The organism is Cellulosimicrobium sp. PMB13, assembly GCF_051294865.1.
Classification (GTDB): domain Bacteria; phylum Actinomycetota; class Actinomycetes; order Actinomycetales; family Cellulomonadaceae; genus Cellulosimicrobium.
Window position 1 is genome coordinate 941342 of record NZ_CP145910.1, and the last position, 17588, is coordinate 958929.

At 75.3% G+C, this 17588-nt stretch carries 17 protein-coding genes and 1 pseudogene; 5 read left to right on the forward strand and 13 right to left on the reverse strand.

The window, feature by feature from the left end:
- Positions 1-27: 27 nt before the first annotated feature.
- The 6 genes and pseudogenes from V5D56_RS04550 to V5D56_RS04575 form a co-directional block, all read right to left on the reverse strand.
- Positions 28-279, reverse strand: a complete 252-nt coding sequence (locus V5D56_RS04550; RefSeq protein WP_435737872.1) for a hypothetical protein — start codon at positions 277-279, stop codon at positions 28-30.
- A 183-nt stretch (positions 280-462) separates the two neighbouring features.
- On the reverse strand, positions 463-1671 hold the full coding sequence (locus tag V5D56_RS04555) for an RDD family protein (protein WP_435737873.1): 1209 nt from the start codon (positions 1669-1671) through the stop codon (positions 463-465).
- Between the two features lie 51 nt (positions 1672-1722).
- Positions 1723-2058 carry a YnfA family protein gene (locus V5D56_RS04560; protein ID WP_435737874.1) on the reverse strand — a complete coding sequence of 112 codons (336 nt, stop codon included), beginning with the start codon at positions 2056-2058 and terminating at the stop codon, positions 1723-1725.
- Between the two features lie 179 nt (positions 2059-2237).
- Positions 2238-2429: pseudogene (locus V5D56_RS04565) on the reverse strand (hypothetical protein); the annotation flags it as partial.
- 206 nt (positions 2430-2635) lie between these two features.
- Complete coding sequence (locus V5D56_RS04570; protein WP_435737875.1) at positions 2636-3220, reverse strand: GNAT family N-acetyltransferase; 585 nt, start codon at positions 3218-3220, stop codon at positions 2636-2638.
- A gap of 92 nt (positions 3221-3312) precedes the next feature.
- The gene (locus tag V5D56_RS04575; RefSeq protein ID WP_435737876.1) at positions 3313-4632 is read right to left on the reverse strand and encodes an NAD(P)/FAD-dependent oxidoreductase; all 1320 of its coding nucleotides are present in this window, start codon (positions 4630-4632) and stop codon (positions 3313-3315) included.
- A 188-nt stretch (positions 4633-4820) separates the two neighbouring features.
- Here V5D56_RS04575 and V5D56_RS04580 point away from each other — a divergent pair, with 188 nt between their 5' ends.
- Together V5D56_RS04580 and V5D56_RS04585 are read left to right on the forward strand one after the other, a co-directional pair.
- Positions 4821-5297, forward strand: coding sequence for an Lrp/AsnC family transcriptional regulator (locus V5D56_RS04580; protein WP_435737877.1), 477 nt, complete (start codon positions 4821-4823; stop codon positions 5295-5297).
- A 40-nt stretch (positions 5298-5337) separates the two neighbouring features.
- Positions 5338-5913 carry a DUF4240 domain-containing protein gene (locus tag V5D56_RS04585; protein ID WP_435737878.1) on the forward strand — a complete coding sequence of 192 codons (576 nt, stop codon included), beginning with the start codon at positions 5338-5340 and terminating at the stop codon, positions 5911-5913.
- Between the two features lie 10 nt (positions 5914-5923).
- On the opposite strand, the gene V5D56_RS04590 is transcribed toward V5D56_RS04585, so the two are convergent.
- Positions 5924-7336: an FAD-binding oxidoreductase gene (locus V5D56_RS04590; protein ID WP_435737879.1), complete on the reverse strand. Its 1413-nt coding sequence runs from the start codon at positions 7334-7336 to the stop codon at positions 5924-5926.
- A gap of 180 nt (positions 7337-7516) precedes the next feature.
- Positions 7517-8539 (reverse strand): 5'-3' exonuclease, encoded by a 1023-nt coding sequence (locus V5D56_RS04595; RefSeq protein WP_435737880.1) that lies wholly within the window; start codon positions 8537-8539, stop codon positions 7517-7519.
- Between the two features lie 111 nt (positions 8540-8650).
- Here V5D56_RS04595 and V5D56_RS04600 point away from each other — a divergent pair, with 111 nt between their 5' ends.
- The gene (locus V5D56_RS04600; protein WP_435737881.1) at positions 8651-9028 is read left to right on the forward strand and encodes a VOC family protein; all 378 of its coding nucleotides are present in this window, start codon (positions 8651-8653) and stop codon (positions 9026-9028) included.
- 118 nt (positions 9029-9146) lie between these two features.
- Here V5D56_RS04600 and V5D56_RS04605 read toward each other — a convergent pair whose 3' ends face one another.
- From V5D56_RS04605 to V5D56_RS04625, 5 genes are all read right to left on the reverse strand, one after another.
- The gene (locus V5D56_RS04605) at positions 9147-9911 is read right to left on the reverse strand and encodes a response regulator (RefSeq protein WP_435737882.1); all 765 of its coding nucleotides are present in this window, start codon (positions 9909-9911) and stop codon (positions 9147-9149) included.
- On the reverse strand, positions 9908-12031 hold the full coding sequence (locus tag V5D56_RS04610; protein WP_435737883.1) for a sensor histidine kinase: 2124 nt from the start codon (positions 12029-12031) through the stop codon (positions 9908-9910). Before V5D56_RS04610 ends, V5D56_RS04605 begins: the two co-directional genes overlap by 4 nt.
- A gap of 176 nt (positions 12032-12207) precedes the next feature.
- A complete protein-coding gene (locus tag V5D56_RS04615) occupies positions 12208-12903 on the reverse strand; it encodes a hypothetical protein (protein WP_435737884.1) in 696 nt (231 codons plus the stop codon).
- Between the two features lie 155 nt (positions 12904-13058).
- Positions 13059-14807, reverse strand: coding sequence for a SulP family inorganic anion transporter (locus V5D56_RS04620; protein WP_435737885.1), 1749 nt, complete (start codon positions 14805-14807; stop codon positions 13059-13061).
- Positions 14808-14831: 24 nt separating this feature from the next.
- Positions 14832-16142, reverse strand: a complete 1311-nt coding sequence (locus V5D56_RS04625) for an ion channel protein (protein WP_435737886.1) — start codon at positions 16140-16142, stop codon at positions 14832-14834.
- A 237-nt stretch (positions 16143-16379) separates the two neighbouring features.
- On the opposite strand from V5D56_RS04625, the gene V5D56_RS04630 reads away from it, so the two are divergent.
- Positions 16380-16877: a DUF1269 domain-containing protein gene (locus V5D56_RS04630; RefSeq protein ID WP_435737887.1), complete on the forward strand. Its 498-nt coding sequence runs from the start codon at positions 16380-16382 to the stop codon at positions 16875-16877.
- Positions 16878-16902: 25 nt separating this feature from the next.
- Positions 16903-17574 carry a GAP family protein gene (locus V5D56_RS04635; protein WP_435737888.1) on the forward strand — a complete coding sequence of 224 codons (672 nt, stop codon included), beginning with the start codon at positions 16903-16905 and terminating at the stop codon, positions 17572-17574.
- Positions 17575-17588: the final 14 nt, after the last annotated feature.

A 17588-nucleotide genomic window follows, 5' to 3' on the forward strand; every position in this document is an offset into this window, starting at 1 on the left:
ACGCGGCGGCGCCCACGCGGTCGCGCCTCAGCCGCGCGCCCCGCGGCGGATCACGTCGCGGCGCAGGTCGAGCAGCGCGGCGCGGGCTCGACGACGACGGTCGGCCGGGTCGACGGTCAGCTCGTCGCCGGGGTTCGCCTGCCGTCGGGGCTCGCCCTGCACGTTGAGGCCGAGGTCGGGGAGCACCGTGCCCGACGCGCGGCCGTGGCGTGCCGTACGCGTCGTCACGGGGGCGTCGGTCGCGCCGGGCGAGGAGAAGAGCGGGCTGTGGTCGGGCACGGGGCCTCCCGGGGCCGTCGGGACGGTGGACCGCCGCCGGGCGGCGCTCGCGCGCCGCCCGGCCGTGGCTGGTGCGCCGGACCCGAGGTCCGGCGCCCCTCCATCGTGCGACCGCGACATTTCCCCCGGTCGTCCACTGCGTTTCGTGCGTGTTGCGGTTCAACCTCCGCGATACGAGACGCGTCAGGTCGACCCACGCCCGCCGCACGAGGCGACGGTCGCCCCGTCGATCCGGAGCGACGCGTCCCAGCGCCACGCGGGCGGCAGCGCGGTGACGGTCGACGCGTCGACGCGCACCGTCTCGAGGTCGCCACCGTCCGGCGACCCGGACAGCGGCTCGACGGTGAACGTGCCGTCGGCCGCAGACGTCACGCGCACCGCCGACGACCGGTCGAGGACCAGGGCGCCGTCCCAGGTCGACAGGGCGAGCACGAGCTCGGCGTCGACGGGGACGCCCGCCGTGGTGCCCGGTGCCGGGGTGACGACGTACGTCGCCTCGAGACCGTCGGCATCGGCCGGTGCGAAGGCCGGTGCGACAGCAGGTGGCGCCGTGCGCGTCACGCCCCACCGGGTCTCGCTCACCGGGACGGACCAGGACACGATGCCGACGCTCTCGAACCTCAGGGGTGCCGTCGAGGCGCCCGGCTCCACCAGGGGGGTGCAGTCGGCCTGCCAGACGTCACCCCCCTCGACGGTGGCGGGCGTGAGCGCGAACGCCGACGCCGTGACGCACACGAGCGTCGCGCTCGCCGTGACGACGGTCGAGGCGCGCCGACCACCGGGGCGCGGGGCGCCGTCGGGCCCGGGGCCGCGGGAGCGCAGCCGTCCGCGGAGCGCCGCGACCCACGGGTGCGGTGCCGGCGCGTCGGCCGAGATGACGACGACCGTGTGCAGCAGCGAGTCCGCGAAGGTCTTGCGCTGCGCGTGCCACAGAGGTCGGAGGAAGCCGATGAGCAGGATCGCGTCGAGGATGTGTGCCAGCCATCGCAGCACCGTGGCGAGCAGCCCCGCCGGGCGGCCGGTCTCCTCGCGGACGACGACGATCCCGACCGTGCGCTTGCCGGGCGTCCAGCCGGCGTACGCCTGGAGCAGCGCGAGAGCGAGCGCGGTCGCCACGAGCCACCCGCTGTCGGTGACGACGGTGGCGGTCTGGTCCCCGCTCGACGAGATCGAGAACCCCGGGAGCAGCGCCGGCGTGCCGACCGGCCCGACGGCGAGGAACGTCACCGCCGACACGATCGCGGCGTCCAGCAGGTAGGCGAAGACCCGTCGGCCCCAGCTCGCGTACGGCGGCTGCGCGGGGTCCGGGCCGAGGCCCGGGAGCGTCGGCTCGAGCTGCCCGGCCCCGGCGTCGGGCGCCGGCCCCCTGCCGGTGGGAACGTCGATGGTCACGGGCTGATCCTGGCAGACCCTCCGGCCCGCGTCACGCGCCCTGGACGACGGTCACGCAGGCCTCGGCGCGTACATGATGATCGCGACGCCGACGAGGCACACGAGCGCGCCCGCGACGTCCCAGCGGTCGGGGCGGAACCCGTCGACGACCATGCCCCAGGCGAGCGACCCCGCGACGAACACGCCGCCGTACGCCGCGAGGATGCGCCCGAAGTGCGCGTCCGGCTGGAGCGTCGCGACGACGCCGTAGAGCCCCAGCGCCACCACGCCGGCCCCGATCCACAGCCAGCCGCGGTGCTCCCGCACGCCCTGCCACACGAGCCACGCACCGCCGATCTCCAGCAGCGCGGCGAGCACGAACAGCGGGATCGAGCGCGTGAGGTCCATGCGGGCCAGGGTAGGGACCCGCCGACCCGCCGAGCACGACGTCGCGCACCGCCGACCACGACCTGGAGGTCGCAATCCGGCGGATAGCGACCTCCAGGTCGTGTTCGGCGCGGCGTCCCGCGCTCCTGGACCCCGGATCGCTCCGCCGGGACGGTCCGGGCCGGCTTGGAGAACTGCTCGATCAGCACGGGGTACTGCTCGGCGCCGTGCCCTGCCGCGACGGAGCGGTCCGCGATGGCCTTGATCAGACGTGGCAGCTCGTCGTTCAGGCCGGCAGCCTCTCTCGTCGACCAGGTGCGACATCGCCCGGACGTCGGTCTCCAGGGCCGAGACCTCGGCAGGGAACGACCCGAGGTCGATCTGTTCCGCATACCCGGGCTGCCACCCGGCCACCTCGGTCGCACCTCCTCGGTGCTGGCCTCTCGTCCGAGGACATCAACTACGTGCTGCCCTGCGCCGTCGGCGAGGAGCCGGAGCTGCAGGGGTGTCCCGAGCTGCTGACCGCGATGCAGTCACGGCTCCGGCGGTTGGAGGACCAGGCGGCCAGGCTGGACAGGTCTCGCGCCGCGCTCGCTCATTACATCGCAGTCGCCGAGCGGACGGATGACGAGAGCTGCCCGACCCTCGTCGAAGCAGGGTCGGAACCTGCCACCGGCACTCTGTAGCGCACGACGCCCGGGTGCGAGTGGCCGTGCCGAACGCCGCCCAGCTTCTCGGCCAGGCCTGCGGACGCGTGGTTGCCCTCTTCGCAGACCAGGTCGACGTGGTCCATCCCGTGCGTGTCCGCGGCCACCCCGAGGACCCGCGTCAGGGCCCATGCCGCGTGCCCCTGCCGACGCGCACCCGGACGTATGCCGTACCCGACGTGCCCGAGCTGCGCGACCCCGGGGTGGTCCGGATGACGCAGCGCGATCCCACCGACGACGTCGTCGGTGCCGTCGTCGCGCTCGACGACGACCCACCAGAGCGTGGCAGCCACCGCGCTGCCGACACCGGACACCCAAGCCGCGAAGCCTGCGGGTGAGGCGACGTCGTCGTCGAGCCCGAGCCCGAAGCCGTCCTCGTGCAGGCCGGGACCCCAGTCGTCGCGCGCGTCGCGCCACGCTGGGAAGAGATCGGTCGTGGGCGGGACGAGGCGGCGGTTCGGCGGGGTCTTCGTCATGCTGCCAGTCCACCTCAGGCCGTCCTTGGTGCCAAGCTGGTCGCGGACCGCGGCTTCCGGCCCCCCGGATACAGCCCGGGCGGGTTCGCTCGTCAGCGGAGCGGGTCGAACGGGCGGATCTCGTCGGGCACGCGACCGGTGACGACCTGCTCGGCGAGCGCCCTGCCCGTGGCCGGACCGAGCACGATCCCCCACATGCCGTGCCCGCCCGCGACGTAGACCCCCGGCGCACGCGTCGCGCCCACGAGCGGCAGGCCGTCGGGCGTCACGGGTCGCGACCCGACCCACTCGTCGTGGCGCTCGTCGAGGTCGACGCCCTGGAACAGGTGCCGGACCGACGCGAGGATCGCCTCGACGCGCCGCGGCTGGAACGGCTCGTCGGGCCCGCGGAACTCCATGGTCCCGGCGATGCGGAGCCGCCCCTGGTAGGGCGTGCACGCGACGCGCCGCGCCGGCAGGTACACCGGCGTCTCCACGGGCGAGTCGGTCTTCACGGTGAACGAGTACCCGCGCCCGGCCTGGACGCGCGTCCGCACGCCGAGCGGCGCCGCGAGCCGGGGCAGCCACGCGCCCGTCGCGAGGACCACGGCGTCCGCGTCGACCACGGACTCGCCCTCGGGCCCGACGACGCGCAGCGACACCCCGGAGCGGTCGCCTCCGCCGGTGGTCCGGTCCGAGCGCACCGCACGCACCTCGGCGCCGGGGACGACGCGTCCGCCGCGCGCCCGCACCGAGTCGGCGAGCGCGTGGACGAACGGTCCCGGCTCGAGGAAGCGCTGGCCCTCCAGGGCGAGCACGGTCGTCACCCGGTCGGTGAGCTGCGGCGCGCGCTCGCCCGCCTCGACACGGCGGACCGGCACCTGCTGGCCCGCGGCGGCGACGTGCTCGAGCTCGCGCAGGAAGGGCCGCGCCTCGCGCTCGTGCTCGAACGCGATCGTGAACGGTCCGGGAGTCGTCCGGGCGTCGACGGGGTGGCCGGCGGCACCGCCCGCGGCGAGCTCGTCGAACGCGTCGAGCGCGACGCGGTCGATCGGCGTGAGCGCCGCCATCGCCCGGTCCCAGCGGCGCTGCGTCGCGTGCGACATGAACCGGGCGAGGAACGTCCACAGGCGCGGGTCGAACCGCAGCGGCACGTGCAGCGGTGCGGCCGGGTCGAGCAGGGCGCGCGGTCCGTACGTCCACAGGGACGGGTCGGCGAGCGGCATCGCCATGCCGGGCGTGAGCCAGCCGGCGTTGCCCCACGACGATCCCGCGGCGACGCCCTCGCGGTCGAGGACGGTCACCTGGACGCCCCGCTCCTGGAGGTGCCAGGCCGTCGCGAGGCCGACCATGCCGGCGCCGACGACGACGGCGGTCCGCGGGGCGGGACGAGGTGCGCGGGTGCTGAGGGTACGGCGGGACGACACGCTCACGTCGGGCTCCTTCGACCGACGCCCGCCTCGCGGGTCGCGAGGCGGGCGTGTGGCTGGTGCGCGACGGGGTGGTGTCGCACAGACTGAGAATGGTCGATCGTTCGGCGCAGGACAAGATCGGTCGAAGGACGTTCGGTAGAGTCGGCGAGAATGCCGACCACATTCGGGAGAGCGCGATGGAGGGCACGGTGGCACCGAAGGATCTTCGACCCGTTCGCGGGGCGGCCGAGCTGGACGAGACGGACCGCCGCATCCTCGACGTCCTCACGACGGACGCGCGCGCGACGAACGCGGCGATCGCCGCCCAGGTCGGCATCGCGCCGTCGACGTGCCACGCGCGCGTGCGCTCGCTCGTCGACCGGGGCGTCGTGCGGGGGTTCCGCGCGGACGTCGACCCCGCGGCCGCGGGCCGCGGTCTCCAGGCGCTCATCGCGATCCGGCTCCAGGCGGGCGCGCGCCAGGGTCTCGAGGCGTTCCGCGACTACCTCCTGACGCTGCCCGACGTCGAGGGCGTCTTCTTCGTCACGGGCGACCGCGACTTCCTCCTGCACGTCGCGGTCGCCGACTCGGACGCGCTGCGCGACCTCGTCTCCCGGACGCTGAGCGTCCGGCCCGAGGTCGCCGGGACGAGCACGACCGTGATCTTCGAGCACGCGCGCCCGTGACCGTCGCGCGGTGTGGGTGCCCCCCGCTACCTTCCCCGCCATGGACCACGACACGTTCTGGGCGCTCGTCGAGGAGGCCCGCGGCCGTACCGGCGCGGGCGCGGACGACCGCGGCGCCGACGACGACCCGCTGCCCGACGCCCTGACCGACCTCCTCGTCGAGAAGCTCGACGCCGACCAGGTGCTCGCGTTCGCCGCCGCCGCCGACGACGTGGCGGACGCGGCCTACGGGTGGACGGTCTGGGGCGCCGCGTACGTCGTCGAGGGCGGGTGCAGCGACGACGGCTTCATGGACTTCCGCGACGGGTTGATCCTCGCCGGCCGGGCGACGTTCGAGCGGGCGGTCGCCGACCCGGACTCCCTCGCCGACCACCCGGCGGTCGCCGCGATGGCCGGCGAGGGCTCGGCGTGGTTCGGCTTCGAGTCGCTCGACGCGCTGGTCGGCGACGCGTGGTCCCGGGTGACGGGCGAGGACGACGAGGCGTACTACGCCGCGCGCGACTCCTCGTCGCACGCGGGATCCGGTGCCGAGCCGTGGGGCGAGAGCTGGGACTTCGACGATGACGGCGAGAACGCCCGTCGCCTGCCCCGGCTCACCGCGCTCTTCCAGTCCTGAGCGCCGGGCGTCAGGAGCCGAACGGGAACCTGCCCGCCGGGTCGTACGCCGCGCGCACCGACCGCAGGCGCGCGGCCGTCTCGGGCGACCACGCACGGGCGAGCGTCTCGTCCGTCCACGGGCCGGGCAGGAAGTTGACGTTCGTCTCGCTCGCGGCCCACGGCGCGGACCACTGCGCGAACGCTGCAGCGCTCTCCACCATGTCCGGCACGCGCGGGGGGTTCACGCCGACGAAGCTCACGAGATAGCCCGCGGTCCGTCCGCCGGCGGCCGTCCCGCCGTCGACGTCGTGCGCCGCGGCGCCTCCCAGGTGGCGGAGCTCCGCGGCGACGAACGGCGACGAGCTCGCCGGGCCGTACTCGGCGAGGAAGCGCTCCGCGAACGCGTCGTCGATCGTCTGCAGGGCCGCGCCCGACACCCACGACGGACCGGCGTCCTCCGGGTCGGCGTGGATCGTCGCGACGGCCGTCGTCGGGATCGTGTCGATCGTGTCGGTCAGCGCGGGCGCGAGCGCGCGCAGCGGCGCGGCGAGCCGCTCGCCGTCGGCGGCGTCCCCCGGGTAGGCGAAGCGGAGCGTGGCGACGTTCTTCCCGCGCAGCGGCTCCGGGATGAACGGGAGGTCCGGCAGGGCGAGCAGGACCACCGACGTCGAGACGTCGTCGGGAGCCGTCGCCGTCCAGGCGGCCCAGCCGCGGAAGACGTCCTCGACGTGCTCCGTGCCGAACATCAGCGAGCCTGCATAGAGCGACGCCAGCGGGGCGAGCTCGAGATCGAGGCGCGTGACGACCCCGAGGCCGCCCTTGCCGCCGCGCAGCGCCCAGTAGAGGTCGGGCTCGGAGCCCGCGTCCGCCTCGACGACGGACCCGTCGGCGAGGACGACGCGGAAGCCGCGCACCCAGTCGGTGGTGAGGCCGTGGCTGCGCACGAGCGGCCCGAACCCTCCGCCGAGCGTGTAGCCGACGACGCCGACGGACGTCGACGAGCCCGTGACCGGGGCGAGGCCGTGCTCGCCCGCGGCGTCGACCACGGCCTGCCAGCGCGTCCCGGCGCTGATGCGGGCGATCCGGCTCGCCGGGTCGATCTCGACACCCGCGAGGCCCTCCGTCGCGACGACGACGCCGTCGGTGACGGGCCACGCGGCACCGTGGCCCGTCGCGTGCAGACGGACCGGGAGGTCGTGGGCGGAGGCGAACCGGACGGCCTCGGCGACGTCGTCCTCCGTCACGGCGACGACGACGAGCGCCGGGTCGTGGGCGACGAGCGTGCTGTGCGGGGCGACCGCCTCGGCGGCCGTCGGGCCGCCGTCGGGCGCGTCCCCCCGGACGAGGACGCTGCCGGCGACGCGCTCGCGGAGGCCGGCGACGGCGTCGGGCGTGAGGTCGTTCGTGGTGACTGAGGTCTGGGCCGTCGTGCTCTCGCGCATGGTGTTCCCCTCGGTTCCTGGACGGATCTCGTGGCGCCGCGCGGGCGTCACCCCCCTCTGACGTGCGGGACGCGCAGGACGTGACACCGGCGGGCCGCACCGAAGAGAGAGAGGGAGTCGGGACCTGGTCGTGCCACGGCGCACGGGTGAAGGGCGGCGGCGCGACCTCGGGGTGGCGCGTCAGGCGGTGGTGCCGAGGGCCTCGAGCAGGCGCTGCACCGACGACCTCAGGCCCCAGCGCTCGGTGAGCACCTCCAGAGCCTCAGGGTCCGCCGGCGCGGCGGGGAGCGCGTCGTCGAGGTCACCCACGGGCGCGTCGCGTGCCACCTGCACGACCAGCGGGGCGACGGCCAGGTAGTCGGCGGCCTCGGTGAGCCGCCGTCGCTGAGTCGCGGTGAGCCCGACGTCGCCCGCGTCACGTGCGGCGAGCACCCCGGCGAGGTCGCCGAAGCGGTCGAGGAGCGCGACGGCCGTCTTCTCACCGATGCCCGGGACGCCCGGGAGACCGTCGCTCGGGTCGCCGCGCAGGACGGCCATGTCCGCGTACGCGGTACCCGACGGCAGCCCGTAGCGCTCCGCGAGCCGCGCCTGGTCGACGACGTCGAGGTTCCGCACGCCCTTCGTCGGGTAGAGGATCCGTACGCCGGCCGCGTCGTCGACGAGCTGGAACAGGTCGCGGTCACCCGTGACGACCTCGACGCGGGCGCGGTCCGCCCGGCCGACGGCGGCCGTGGGGCCGTCGCCCGCCGCCGCGGCGCGCGCGACCTCGCGCGCGGTGAGCGTGCCGATGACGTCGTCGGCCTCGTACCCGGGGGAGCCGACGCGCGCGATCCCGAGCGCGGCCAGGACCTCGACGATCACGGGCACCTGGGCGAGCAGCTTCTCGGGGACCTCCTCGACGCCCGTCGTGCCCGGCTCCTCGCGCGCGACCCGGTGCGCCTTGTACGACGGGATCGCCGCGACGCGGAACGCCGGTCGCCAGTCGTCGTCCCAGCACGCGACGAGCCGCGTGGGGCGCCGGTCGGTGACGAGCGTCGCGATCATGTCGAGGAGCCCGCGCACCGCGTTGACCGGCGTGCCGTCCGGGGCCTTGATCGAGTCCGGCACGCCGAAGAAGGCCCGGAAGTACAGGCTCGCCGTGTCCAGCAGCAGCAGGTCTCCGCCGGCCGTCACCGGTGCGTCGGTGCTCGCGCTCTCCGTCATGCGGTCATCCTGCCGCACCGCACCGACAGACGGCCGATGAGCGCACGGCGTCCCGACGGTCGACCCTGAGGAGGCCGAGGCGCCCGAGCCCGGCCCGTCCAAGGAGGCACCATGCTCGACAAGGCGTTCAGCGGGTTCTCGGTCGACGACGTCGACGCGGCCCGGCGGTTCTACGGTGACGTGCTGGGGCTGCCCGTACGGGGCGACGACCTGCTGTGGCTCGACGTGCCCGGCACGACCGGCGTGCTCGTGTACCCGAAGGGCGACGCGCACGAGCCGGCGTCGTACACGGTCCTCAACTTCCCGGTGCGCGACGTGCCGGGCACCGTCGCGAGCCTCCGCGAGCGCGGCGTCGCGTTCGAGCGGTACGAGGGCACGCCCGTCGAGACGGACGACGACTTCGTGTTCCGCGGTGGCGGCCCGCTCATCGCGTGGTTCCGCGACCCGGCGGGCAACGTCCTGTCGGTGATCCAGGACGACGACGCGTGACGGTCGGCCTGCCGAACCCCGGGTCGTGCGCCACAGCGAGGCCGATCTGACGCACAACCCGGGGTTCGGCGGGGGCGTTGACGTTCAACCCGCGGTTCGGCGGAGGCCGCCGCGGTGGTCAGGCCCTGCCGAGGCCCTCCTCGCGCGCGACGACGATCGCCGCGGAGCGGTCGCGCGCCCCGAGCTTGGTCAGGACGTTCGTCACGTGGTTGCGGACGGTCTTCGGGCTCAGCACGAGCCGTCGCGAGATCGCGGTGTTGTCGAGCCCGGCCGCGACGAGGTCGAGCACCTCGCGCTCGCGGTCGGTGAGCTGCGGGAACGGCACGCGCGCGGCCGACCGTCCGCCGACGACGTACGCCATCGCGCGGTCGGCCACCGCCGGGGCGAGGATCATCGCGCCGTCGGCGACCGCGCGGACGGCGCGCTCGATCTCGACCGGGCTCGCGGACTTCACGAGGTACCCGCGCGCCCCCGCCCGCACGGCCGAGACGACGACGTCCGCGTCCTCGTGCATCGTCACGACCAGCACCCGTACGTCCGGCCGGGCGCGGACGAGCTCGCGCGTGACCTCGACGCCCGACCCGTCGCCGAGGTCCACGTCCATGAGCACGACGGCGGCGCTCGCTCCGGGCGCAGCCGTCACCGCGGGCGTGTCGCCCGCCCGCCCGTCGTGCCGAGGTCCGTCGTCGCGCCGCGCGCCGCCGTGCCGTGGGGCGTCGTGCCGTGGGGCGCCGAGCGGTGTGGTGAGCCCCAGCACCGCGCGCGCCTCGGCCGCGCCGGCCGCCTGCCCGACGACGCGCACGCCGTCGAGCGAGTCGAGCAGCGCGACGAGGCCCAGCCGGAAGACGGGGTGGTCGTCGACCACGACCACGTCGAGCGTCACCGGGCGACCTCCCGCGAGCCCGCGCCGACCACGAGGTGCGTCCCGTCGGACGCCCGTCCCGGGTCGAGCGGCAGCACGGCGAGCACGCGCGTCCCCGGCCTGTCCGCGCCGTCCGTCGGCCCCGTCGGTACCGTCGGTCCCGCCGGCCACGTCGCGTCCCGGTCGACGCTCGCCGTCGTGACCACGACGCTGCCGCCGAGCTCGTCCGCGCGCTCGCGGAGCGACCGCGACCCGACGCCCGGCCGCGCACCGGGCGCGACGCCGACCCCGTGGTCCTCGACCGTGACGACGAGGTCCCCGTCGCGCACCCGGACCTCGAGCCGGCACTCGTCGACGCCCGCGTACCGCGCCGCGTTGACGACGGACTCGCTCGCGATCGCGTAGGCGGCGGCCGCGACGCGGGGGTCGAGGCCGGCGCACGGGTCGCACCGCACGTCGACGACGAACCCGGCGACCGCCTGCCGGCCGGCGAGCTCGCCGAGCGCGGCCTCGAGCCCGAGCTCCTCGAGCGACGGCGGGAGGAGGCTCCGCGACAGGGCGCGGACGTCCTCGACGCGCTGACCGGCCTCGGCGCCGAGCGCGTCGAGGATCGCCGCCGCCGCGCCCGGGTCGGTCCGCAGCACGTTGCGCGCGCCCTGGAGCCCGAGGCGCAGGCCCGTGAGCCACGGGCCGATCCCGTCGTGCAGCTCGCGCCGGATGACGCGCCGCTCCGCGAGCCGCGCGCGCGTCGTCGCGTCGCGCGCGGCCTCGAGGTCGCGGGTGCCCTGCGCGAGCGCGAGGCCCGCGCCGAGGACGGGCAGGAGCTGGTCGAGCGCGTCGCCCGTGCGGGCGTCGAGGCGCTCGCCGGCGCGGGGGACGACGTGCACGCGCCCGAGCACGCGCCCGCCGTGCTCGACCGTCCGAACGGTGGCGCGCCGGGAAGATGTGCCGGTCCAGGTTCCGGTCCCGGTGCGTGGACCGTCCCCGGCCACCGGCCAGGATCGGGCCTCCCGGCCGTCGTCCTGCCCGCCGCCCGCGTCGACGGGCCACTCGACCGTCACGGACTCGAGCCGCAGCGCCTCGCGCACGCCCACCGCGAGGCCGGCGACCAGCTCGTCCGCGGTCGACGCCGTCGACAGGTGGCGGCCCACGCTCAGCGCGGCGCGGCCCGGGTCGCCGCCGTCGCCGTAGACCAGCACGTGCACGCGACGACGCAGCCACGCGTGCAAGGGCTGGACCACGAGCGCGACGCCCACCGCGGCGACGACCTGTGCCGCGGGACCGTCGACCACCGTCGCCGCGACGACGACCACGACGGCGTAGACGACCGCGAGCCCGACGGCGAGCATCGCGGCGACCGTCGCGCGCGACAGCACGAGGTCGATGCCCCAGAGCCGGTTCCGCAGCACGCACACGAGGATCGCGGCGGGGAACAGCGCCTGGCACGCGAGGTGCGTGAGCGGCAGCGCGAGGATCACGTCGGGGTTCGCCCACGTGCCCAGCAGCGGCACGAACGACGACGCCATGAGGGCGGTCCCGAGCGCGAGCAGGCCGAGGCCGCGCCGGTCCTCGACCGGACCGCGGCGCCACCGCCACGCCGTCGCTGCGGCGGTGACGAGCCCCACGACCACGACGCCCAGGATCGCGGGTCGCGGGTCGTCCGTCGGTGCGAGGAGGAAGTACCCGATCGACGCGGCCCCGGCGACGACGCCGCACCAGCTGCCGATCCCGAGGCGCCCCGATCGCACGAACCACGGCACGAGGACGAACAGGCCGACCGTGCCCGGCACCCACGCCCAGCCGTAGGCGTCGGCGAGCGGGGTGAGCGGAGGGAGCGCTGGATGGGTCGACGCGTAGCTGCGCCAGCCGCCGCCGAACGCGGCGACGCCTGCGCCGATCGCGGCGAGCGCGGTGAGCCACCCGACGACGTGCGGCCGGCGCGCGAGGACCACCGCGGCGACCGTGCCGTAGACGATCGCGACCGTCGCGTCGACGACGACGAACAGGAGGTCACCGAGGAGCAGCGGCACGCCCGAGGTCAGCTGGAGCAGGAGCGCGGACGCGCCGAGGAGCCAGGCGAGGACACCCACGGTCCACGCCGTGCGGGGCGTCCCGGCGCGGCCGGGCCCGGGCTCGGCCACGGGCCCACGGTAGGGCCGGGGCACGTGCCGCGACCAGACCTCCGCAGGGAGATCACCCGCCGTCGGACGGCGCCGAGCTCTGCGCTCCGGCCCGAGATCGGCGGCTCCAGGTGCCGATCTCGGGCCGACGTGCCGAACTCGGGGCGACGTGCCGAGCTCGGCGGGGCGGCTCGGGCTCAGCGCCGGTCCCCGAGCGCGAAGCCGAGCGCCGTGACGATGAGCCACACCGGCCCGACGAACCCCGCCATGTACTGCAGGGGCGAGATGCCCGTGAGAAGGGTGAGCCCGCCGAGCACGACCCCGACGACGCCGATCCACCGGGGTGCCGCGGCGTGACGCAGCGCCGCGGCGCCGAGGGCGACGCCGGTCACGCCCGCACCGACCCACAGCCACGGGATGGTGGCGACCCAGTCGCTGTAGAACGCGCCGGACTCTGCCACGAGCCGGTCGGCCTCGGCGAGGCCGAACATGAACTGTGTGTCCAGGCCGGAGCCGAGCAGCCCGGCGACGGAGACGAGGACGAGGCCCCAGCCCGCCACCGTCGGCAGGAGCGATCCGGCGGGGGCCTGCGCGTCGAGCCGGCGACGCAGACCTGCGGCGAACACGAGCACGAGCAGCGCGCACGCGATCGTCGCGGTGTGGAAGACGAGCAGCGTGCCCGTCTTCCCGGCGAGGTCCGCGACGATGGCGTCGGCGTCGCCCGCGGTCTCCTCCCAGTTGGCGCCGAACGCCAACGACGCCTGGATCGAGACGAGGCCGAGGACGCCGGCGGCGACGCCCGTCCAGGCCCACGCGCGCGGCGTCGTGCGTGGTCGGCCGGTCCGGCTCGCCCCGGCGAGGGGCGACGGTGCGGTGAGCGATCCGTCCTGCATGGAAGTTCCTCCCTGGTCCGGCACGACCTTCGTCGTGCCACGGTGCTGACCGGGGAAGACTGCTCCGGGGCGCGTCCCGCGTCCCAGGGACCCGCGTCCCGACCTTCCGGGCGATCTGGCCGGGCGATCCGGCTGAGATCCAGCCGGGGCGCGCGTCAGGAGTGCGCGGCGGCCCAGCGCTCGGCGTCGGCGACGGCGCTCTCGAGACCGCCGAGGACCTCCGGCGTCGCGTCGACGATCGCGTCCTGGCCGAGCGCTGCGACCGTCCCCGTCCGCTCGAGCAGGGCGCGCATCGCGGGGGAGACGCCCACGAGGACGAGTCGGTTGCCCTGCTCGCGCAGCCGCGCGGCCGTGCGGTGCAGGAGGTCCATCACGGCCGACGACGGGATGTCGGGCAGCGTCCGCAGGACCAGGACGAGCACGGCCCCGCGGGCGTCGTCGCCGCGGGGAAGGTCGTTCTCGATCCGTGGCAGCGCCGCGAAGAACGACGTCCCGGAGAAGTCGAGCACGGTGACCTCGCCGGACCGCAGGGCCGTGGGGATCTCGGTCGACGTGGACCAGCGGCCGTCGGCGCCGCGCCGGAGGAGCAGGAGCCGCGACTGGCGCGCCGCCTGCACGCAGTACAGGAGCAGCGACAGCACCGCGCCGAGCACGATGGCCTGCTGCAGGGGGAGCTGCGTCGTGGCGAGGAACGTGAGGATCATCGCGGCAGAGGACAGCGGCGACGTGCGGAGCACGAGGAGGATCTCGCGGCGCTTGCCCCACACGAGCTCGCCGCCGACCACGAGGATCAGCCCGCCGATCACCGGCATGGGGATGAGCTCGGCGACGCCACCGAGGAGCACCACGACGAGCGCGAGGAACACCCCGCTGACGACGCCCGCCCACCGCGTCCGAGCGCCCGCCTCCGCCGCGACGCCCGTGCGCGACATCGACCCGCCGCTCGGCAGCGCCTGGAAGAGTCCGCCGGCGACGTTGGCCCAGCCCTGCGAGCGGAAGTCGGCGTTCGCGTCGGAGCGCGAGCCGTCGGGGTTCGGCATCGAGGGCGCGATGCTCGCGGCCTGCGCGAGGCCGACGAGCGCGACGGCGAACGCTCCGCCGACGAGCGACGGGGCCACGGACAGGTCGGGCAGGGAGAGGCCGGGCAGGGCCGCCGGGATCGCCGCGATGTCCGCGACCTGCTCGACCTCGACCCCGGCGACCACCACGACGACGCTCACCACGACCATCGCGACGAGCAGCGCCACGGGGACCAGCCGGCGCACGGAGCGCGCGAGCACCCAGACCGCGACCGTCGCGGCGGCGACCAGCGTCGACGGGAGGTCCCACGAGCCGACGTGCACGACCCAGTCACCGAGCTGGACGAGCCGGTTGTGGCCCTGCGGGTCGTAGCCCGTCGCGTCCTCGAGCACACCGGTGATGATCTGCAGCGCGATCCCCGTCGAGAAGCCCACCATGACCGCGTTCGAGACGAAGCTCATGACGGCGCCGAGTCGCAGGACGCCGAGGAGCAGCATCGCGAGGCCCACCATGATCGTCAACGTCGCGACGTTCGCCGGGTCGGTCGGGTCGAGCCCCACGCCGGCCAGCACGCTCTGCGACGTGAGCGCGATCGCGCTCGTGAGCGTCGTGATCATGAGCACCGTGCGAGCGGTGAGCGAGCCGACGATCGCGGGCACGACCCCCGCGTAGAGCCCGGCGACCGGGTTGAAGCCCGCGATCGACGCGTACGCCATGCCCTCGGGGATCGAGAAGAGGCCGGTGACCATCCCCGACACGACGTCCGAGCGCTTCGGGCGCCCGACGCGTCGACCCAGCCGGCGCAGCGGTGAGCGGTCGGTGTCGGGCGCCGGCTCGGGGGCGGGCGTGGGCTCGCCGGTGGGCACGGGAGCGGGGTCGGTCACGCGGTCCTCCGTCGACGGTCGGTGCTACGGACGGGGCGCGAGCGCGGGGAACTCGCCGGCGCCGTCGGCGGGAGGGCCGACGCGGAGCGGGGGCATCGACCGCGCGGCGAGCCACAGCGGCACGATCGCGAGGCACAGGACCGGGAGGAGGCGTGCGTCGCCGACGACGACGGCCGCCATGAAGAGGGCGAGCCAGCCGTCGCGGCTCACGACGATCACCGAGCCGAGGACCGCGGACGAGACCGCGACGGCCGCAGGCACGGCGGGGACCAGCGACGTCGCGGCGAGCCCGATGGCGACCCCGATGAAGACCGTGGGGAAGATGCGCCCGCCGCGGAACCCGGCCCCGGCGGCGACGACGAGCGCGACGATCTTGACCAGCGCCATGAGCAGGATGGCGTACCACGCGAGGTCGTCGGCCTCGGCGGACAGCTCCTTCATCTCCTCGAGGCCCTTGAACAGCGTGAGCGGACCGCCGAGCACGCCGAGCAGGCCGAGCACGAGGCCGCCGGCGCCGAGGGCCAGCACGGGGCTCCGCATCCGGTGGAACGTGCGGTGGACCACCGGGAACGCCAGCACGGCGAGCAGGGTGAGCCCGGCGGCGACGATCCCGACGACGGTCGCCCCGACCAGGTCCCCGGGCTGGACCCCGGGGTATGCGGGGAGGTCGATCTCGAAGGTCGGGGTCTCGAAGACGACCATGGCCATGGCGCCCGCGCCCGCGGCGACGAGCGGGGCGAACAGCCGGTCGAACAGCGGCCCTGACCGGTCCCCGCGCTCGGCGAACGTCTCGGTGAGCACGAGCGCGGCGGCGAGCGGCGTCGCGAACATCGCCCCGATGGTCCCGGCCATGGCGAGCCCGACGGCGCCGTTCACCGGGACCCCGAGCCGCGGCCGGCACAGCAGCCAGACGGCGATCGCCACGTTGATGGCGATGATCGGGTTCTCGGGGCCGAGGCTCACGCCACCGGCGAGGCCGAGCACGAGCGCGACGGCGAGACCCGGCAGCGTCCGCAGCGGCAGGGGGGCGGCGACGAGGTCCGCCGTGGCGGGGTCCACCCCCGCGTGCCCCGGCGCCCACCGGATGGTCGCCCCGACGAGGAGACCGGTGACCGTGAGCACGAGGACCGTCCACCACGTCTCCGTCGTCGTGACTCCCCATACGTCGGGCAGCCTGTCCCACACGAGGTGCTGGATCCACGTGGCGAGCGCCGACAGCGCGACGAGGGCGACGGCGCTCAGCGCGCCGACGACGAGCGACGGGACGACGAGGCGCAGGAGGTGCCGCGTCGAGAGGGGGCGCGAGGGCGGCTCGCCCGGCGCTTCCGCCGGCACGTCCCCTGGCTTGTCCGTCGGCCTCTCAGTCGGCCCGCCCGTCGGCGCATCCGTCGGCACACGGGAAGGGAACCACGCCACCGGAGGGGGTGCATCCGGAACCTCGTCGGACGCCGCCGTTCGGGTGGCGGTGCACCGACCCCCGCCATAGCGTCGACTCGCCGTGCGCCGACCCGTCCCGGGCCGCGCGCGGACGCACGACGACAGCCGGACGACATCGACGGAAGAAGGCACGACGTGGCAACCCTGACCGTGTGGAAGTTCGACACCCCGGACGGCGCGGAGCGGCTGGAGGAGGCTCTCCTCGCGCTGCAGAAGCAGGAGCTCATCCAGGTGCAGGACGCGGCGACCGTCTCGTGGGAGGAGGGGAAGAAGAAGCCGAAGACCCGCCAGGGCAACAGCACGACCGCGGCCGGAGCGCTCGGCGGGACGTTCTGGGGCATGCTCTTCGGGCTGATCTTCTTCATCCCGCTGATCGGCGCGGCGATCGGTGCCGCGTCCGGCGCGATCGCCGGGGCGCTGACCGACGTCGGCATCGACGACGACTTCATCGACTCGGTGCGCAGCAAGGTGACGCCCGGGACGTCGGCGCTGTTCGTCCTCACGACCGGCGCGGTCCTCGACCGGGTCCACGACGCGCTGCAGGCGCAGGGCATCCACGGCGAGCTGATCCAGACCAACCTGTCCGCCGACGAGGAGGCGAAGCTCCGCGCCGCCTTCGACGAGAACGCCTGAGCCGACCGGGACCGGGGAGCTCACCGTGGGAGCCGCGATCGGCCAGTCGTTGCCGGTGGCCGTCGGCGTGATGATCAGCCCGCTGCCGATCGTCGCGGTCGTGCTCATGCTCACCAGCGGGAAGGCGAAGGCGAACGCCGTCGCGTTCCTGCTGGGATGGTTCGTCGCCGTCGGGGGCGTGGCGCTCGTCGTCGCGCTCGTGGCAGGGTCGTCGGTGCCCGACGCCGGTGGTCCGGCCGCGTGGACCGCGTGGCTCAAGATCGTCCTCGGGCTGCTCCTGCTGTTCGTCGCGGCGCGGCAGTGGCGGGGGCGCCCACGCGGCGACGTCGAGCCGCCCGCTCCGAAGTGGATGGCAGCGATCGACTCGTTCACGCCCGTCAAGGCGCTCGGGCTCGCCGTCCTGCTCGGCGCGGTCAACCCGAAGAACCTGCTGCTCGCGGTCTCGGGCGGTGCGGCGATCGGTTCGGCCGCGGGCGGCGACACGACGGTGAGCATCGTCGCGGCCGTCGTGTTCGCCGTCGTGGCGAGCCTCGGTGTCGCGACGCCCGTCGTGATCTACGCGTCGATGGGCACCCGGGCCGCCGCCCTCCTCGACGGCCTCAAGGCCTGGCTGATCCACAACAACGCCGTGGTCATGGCGGTCCTGCTGCTCGTCATCGGCGCGAAGATGATCGGCGACGGGATCGCGACGCTCTGACGCGCCGCCGGACG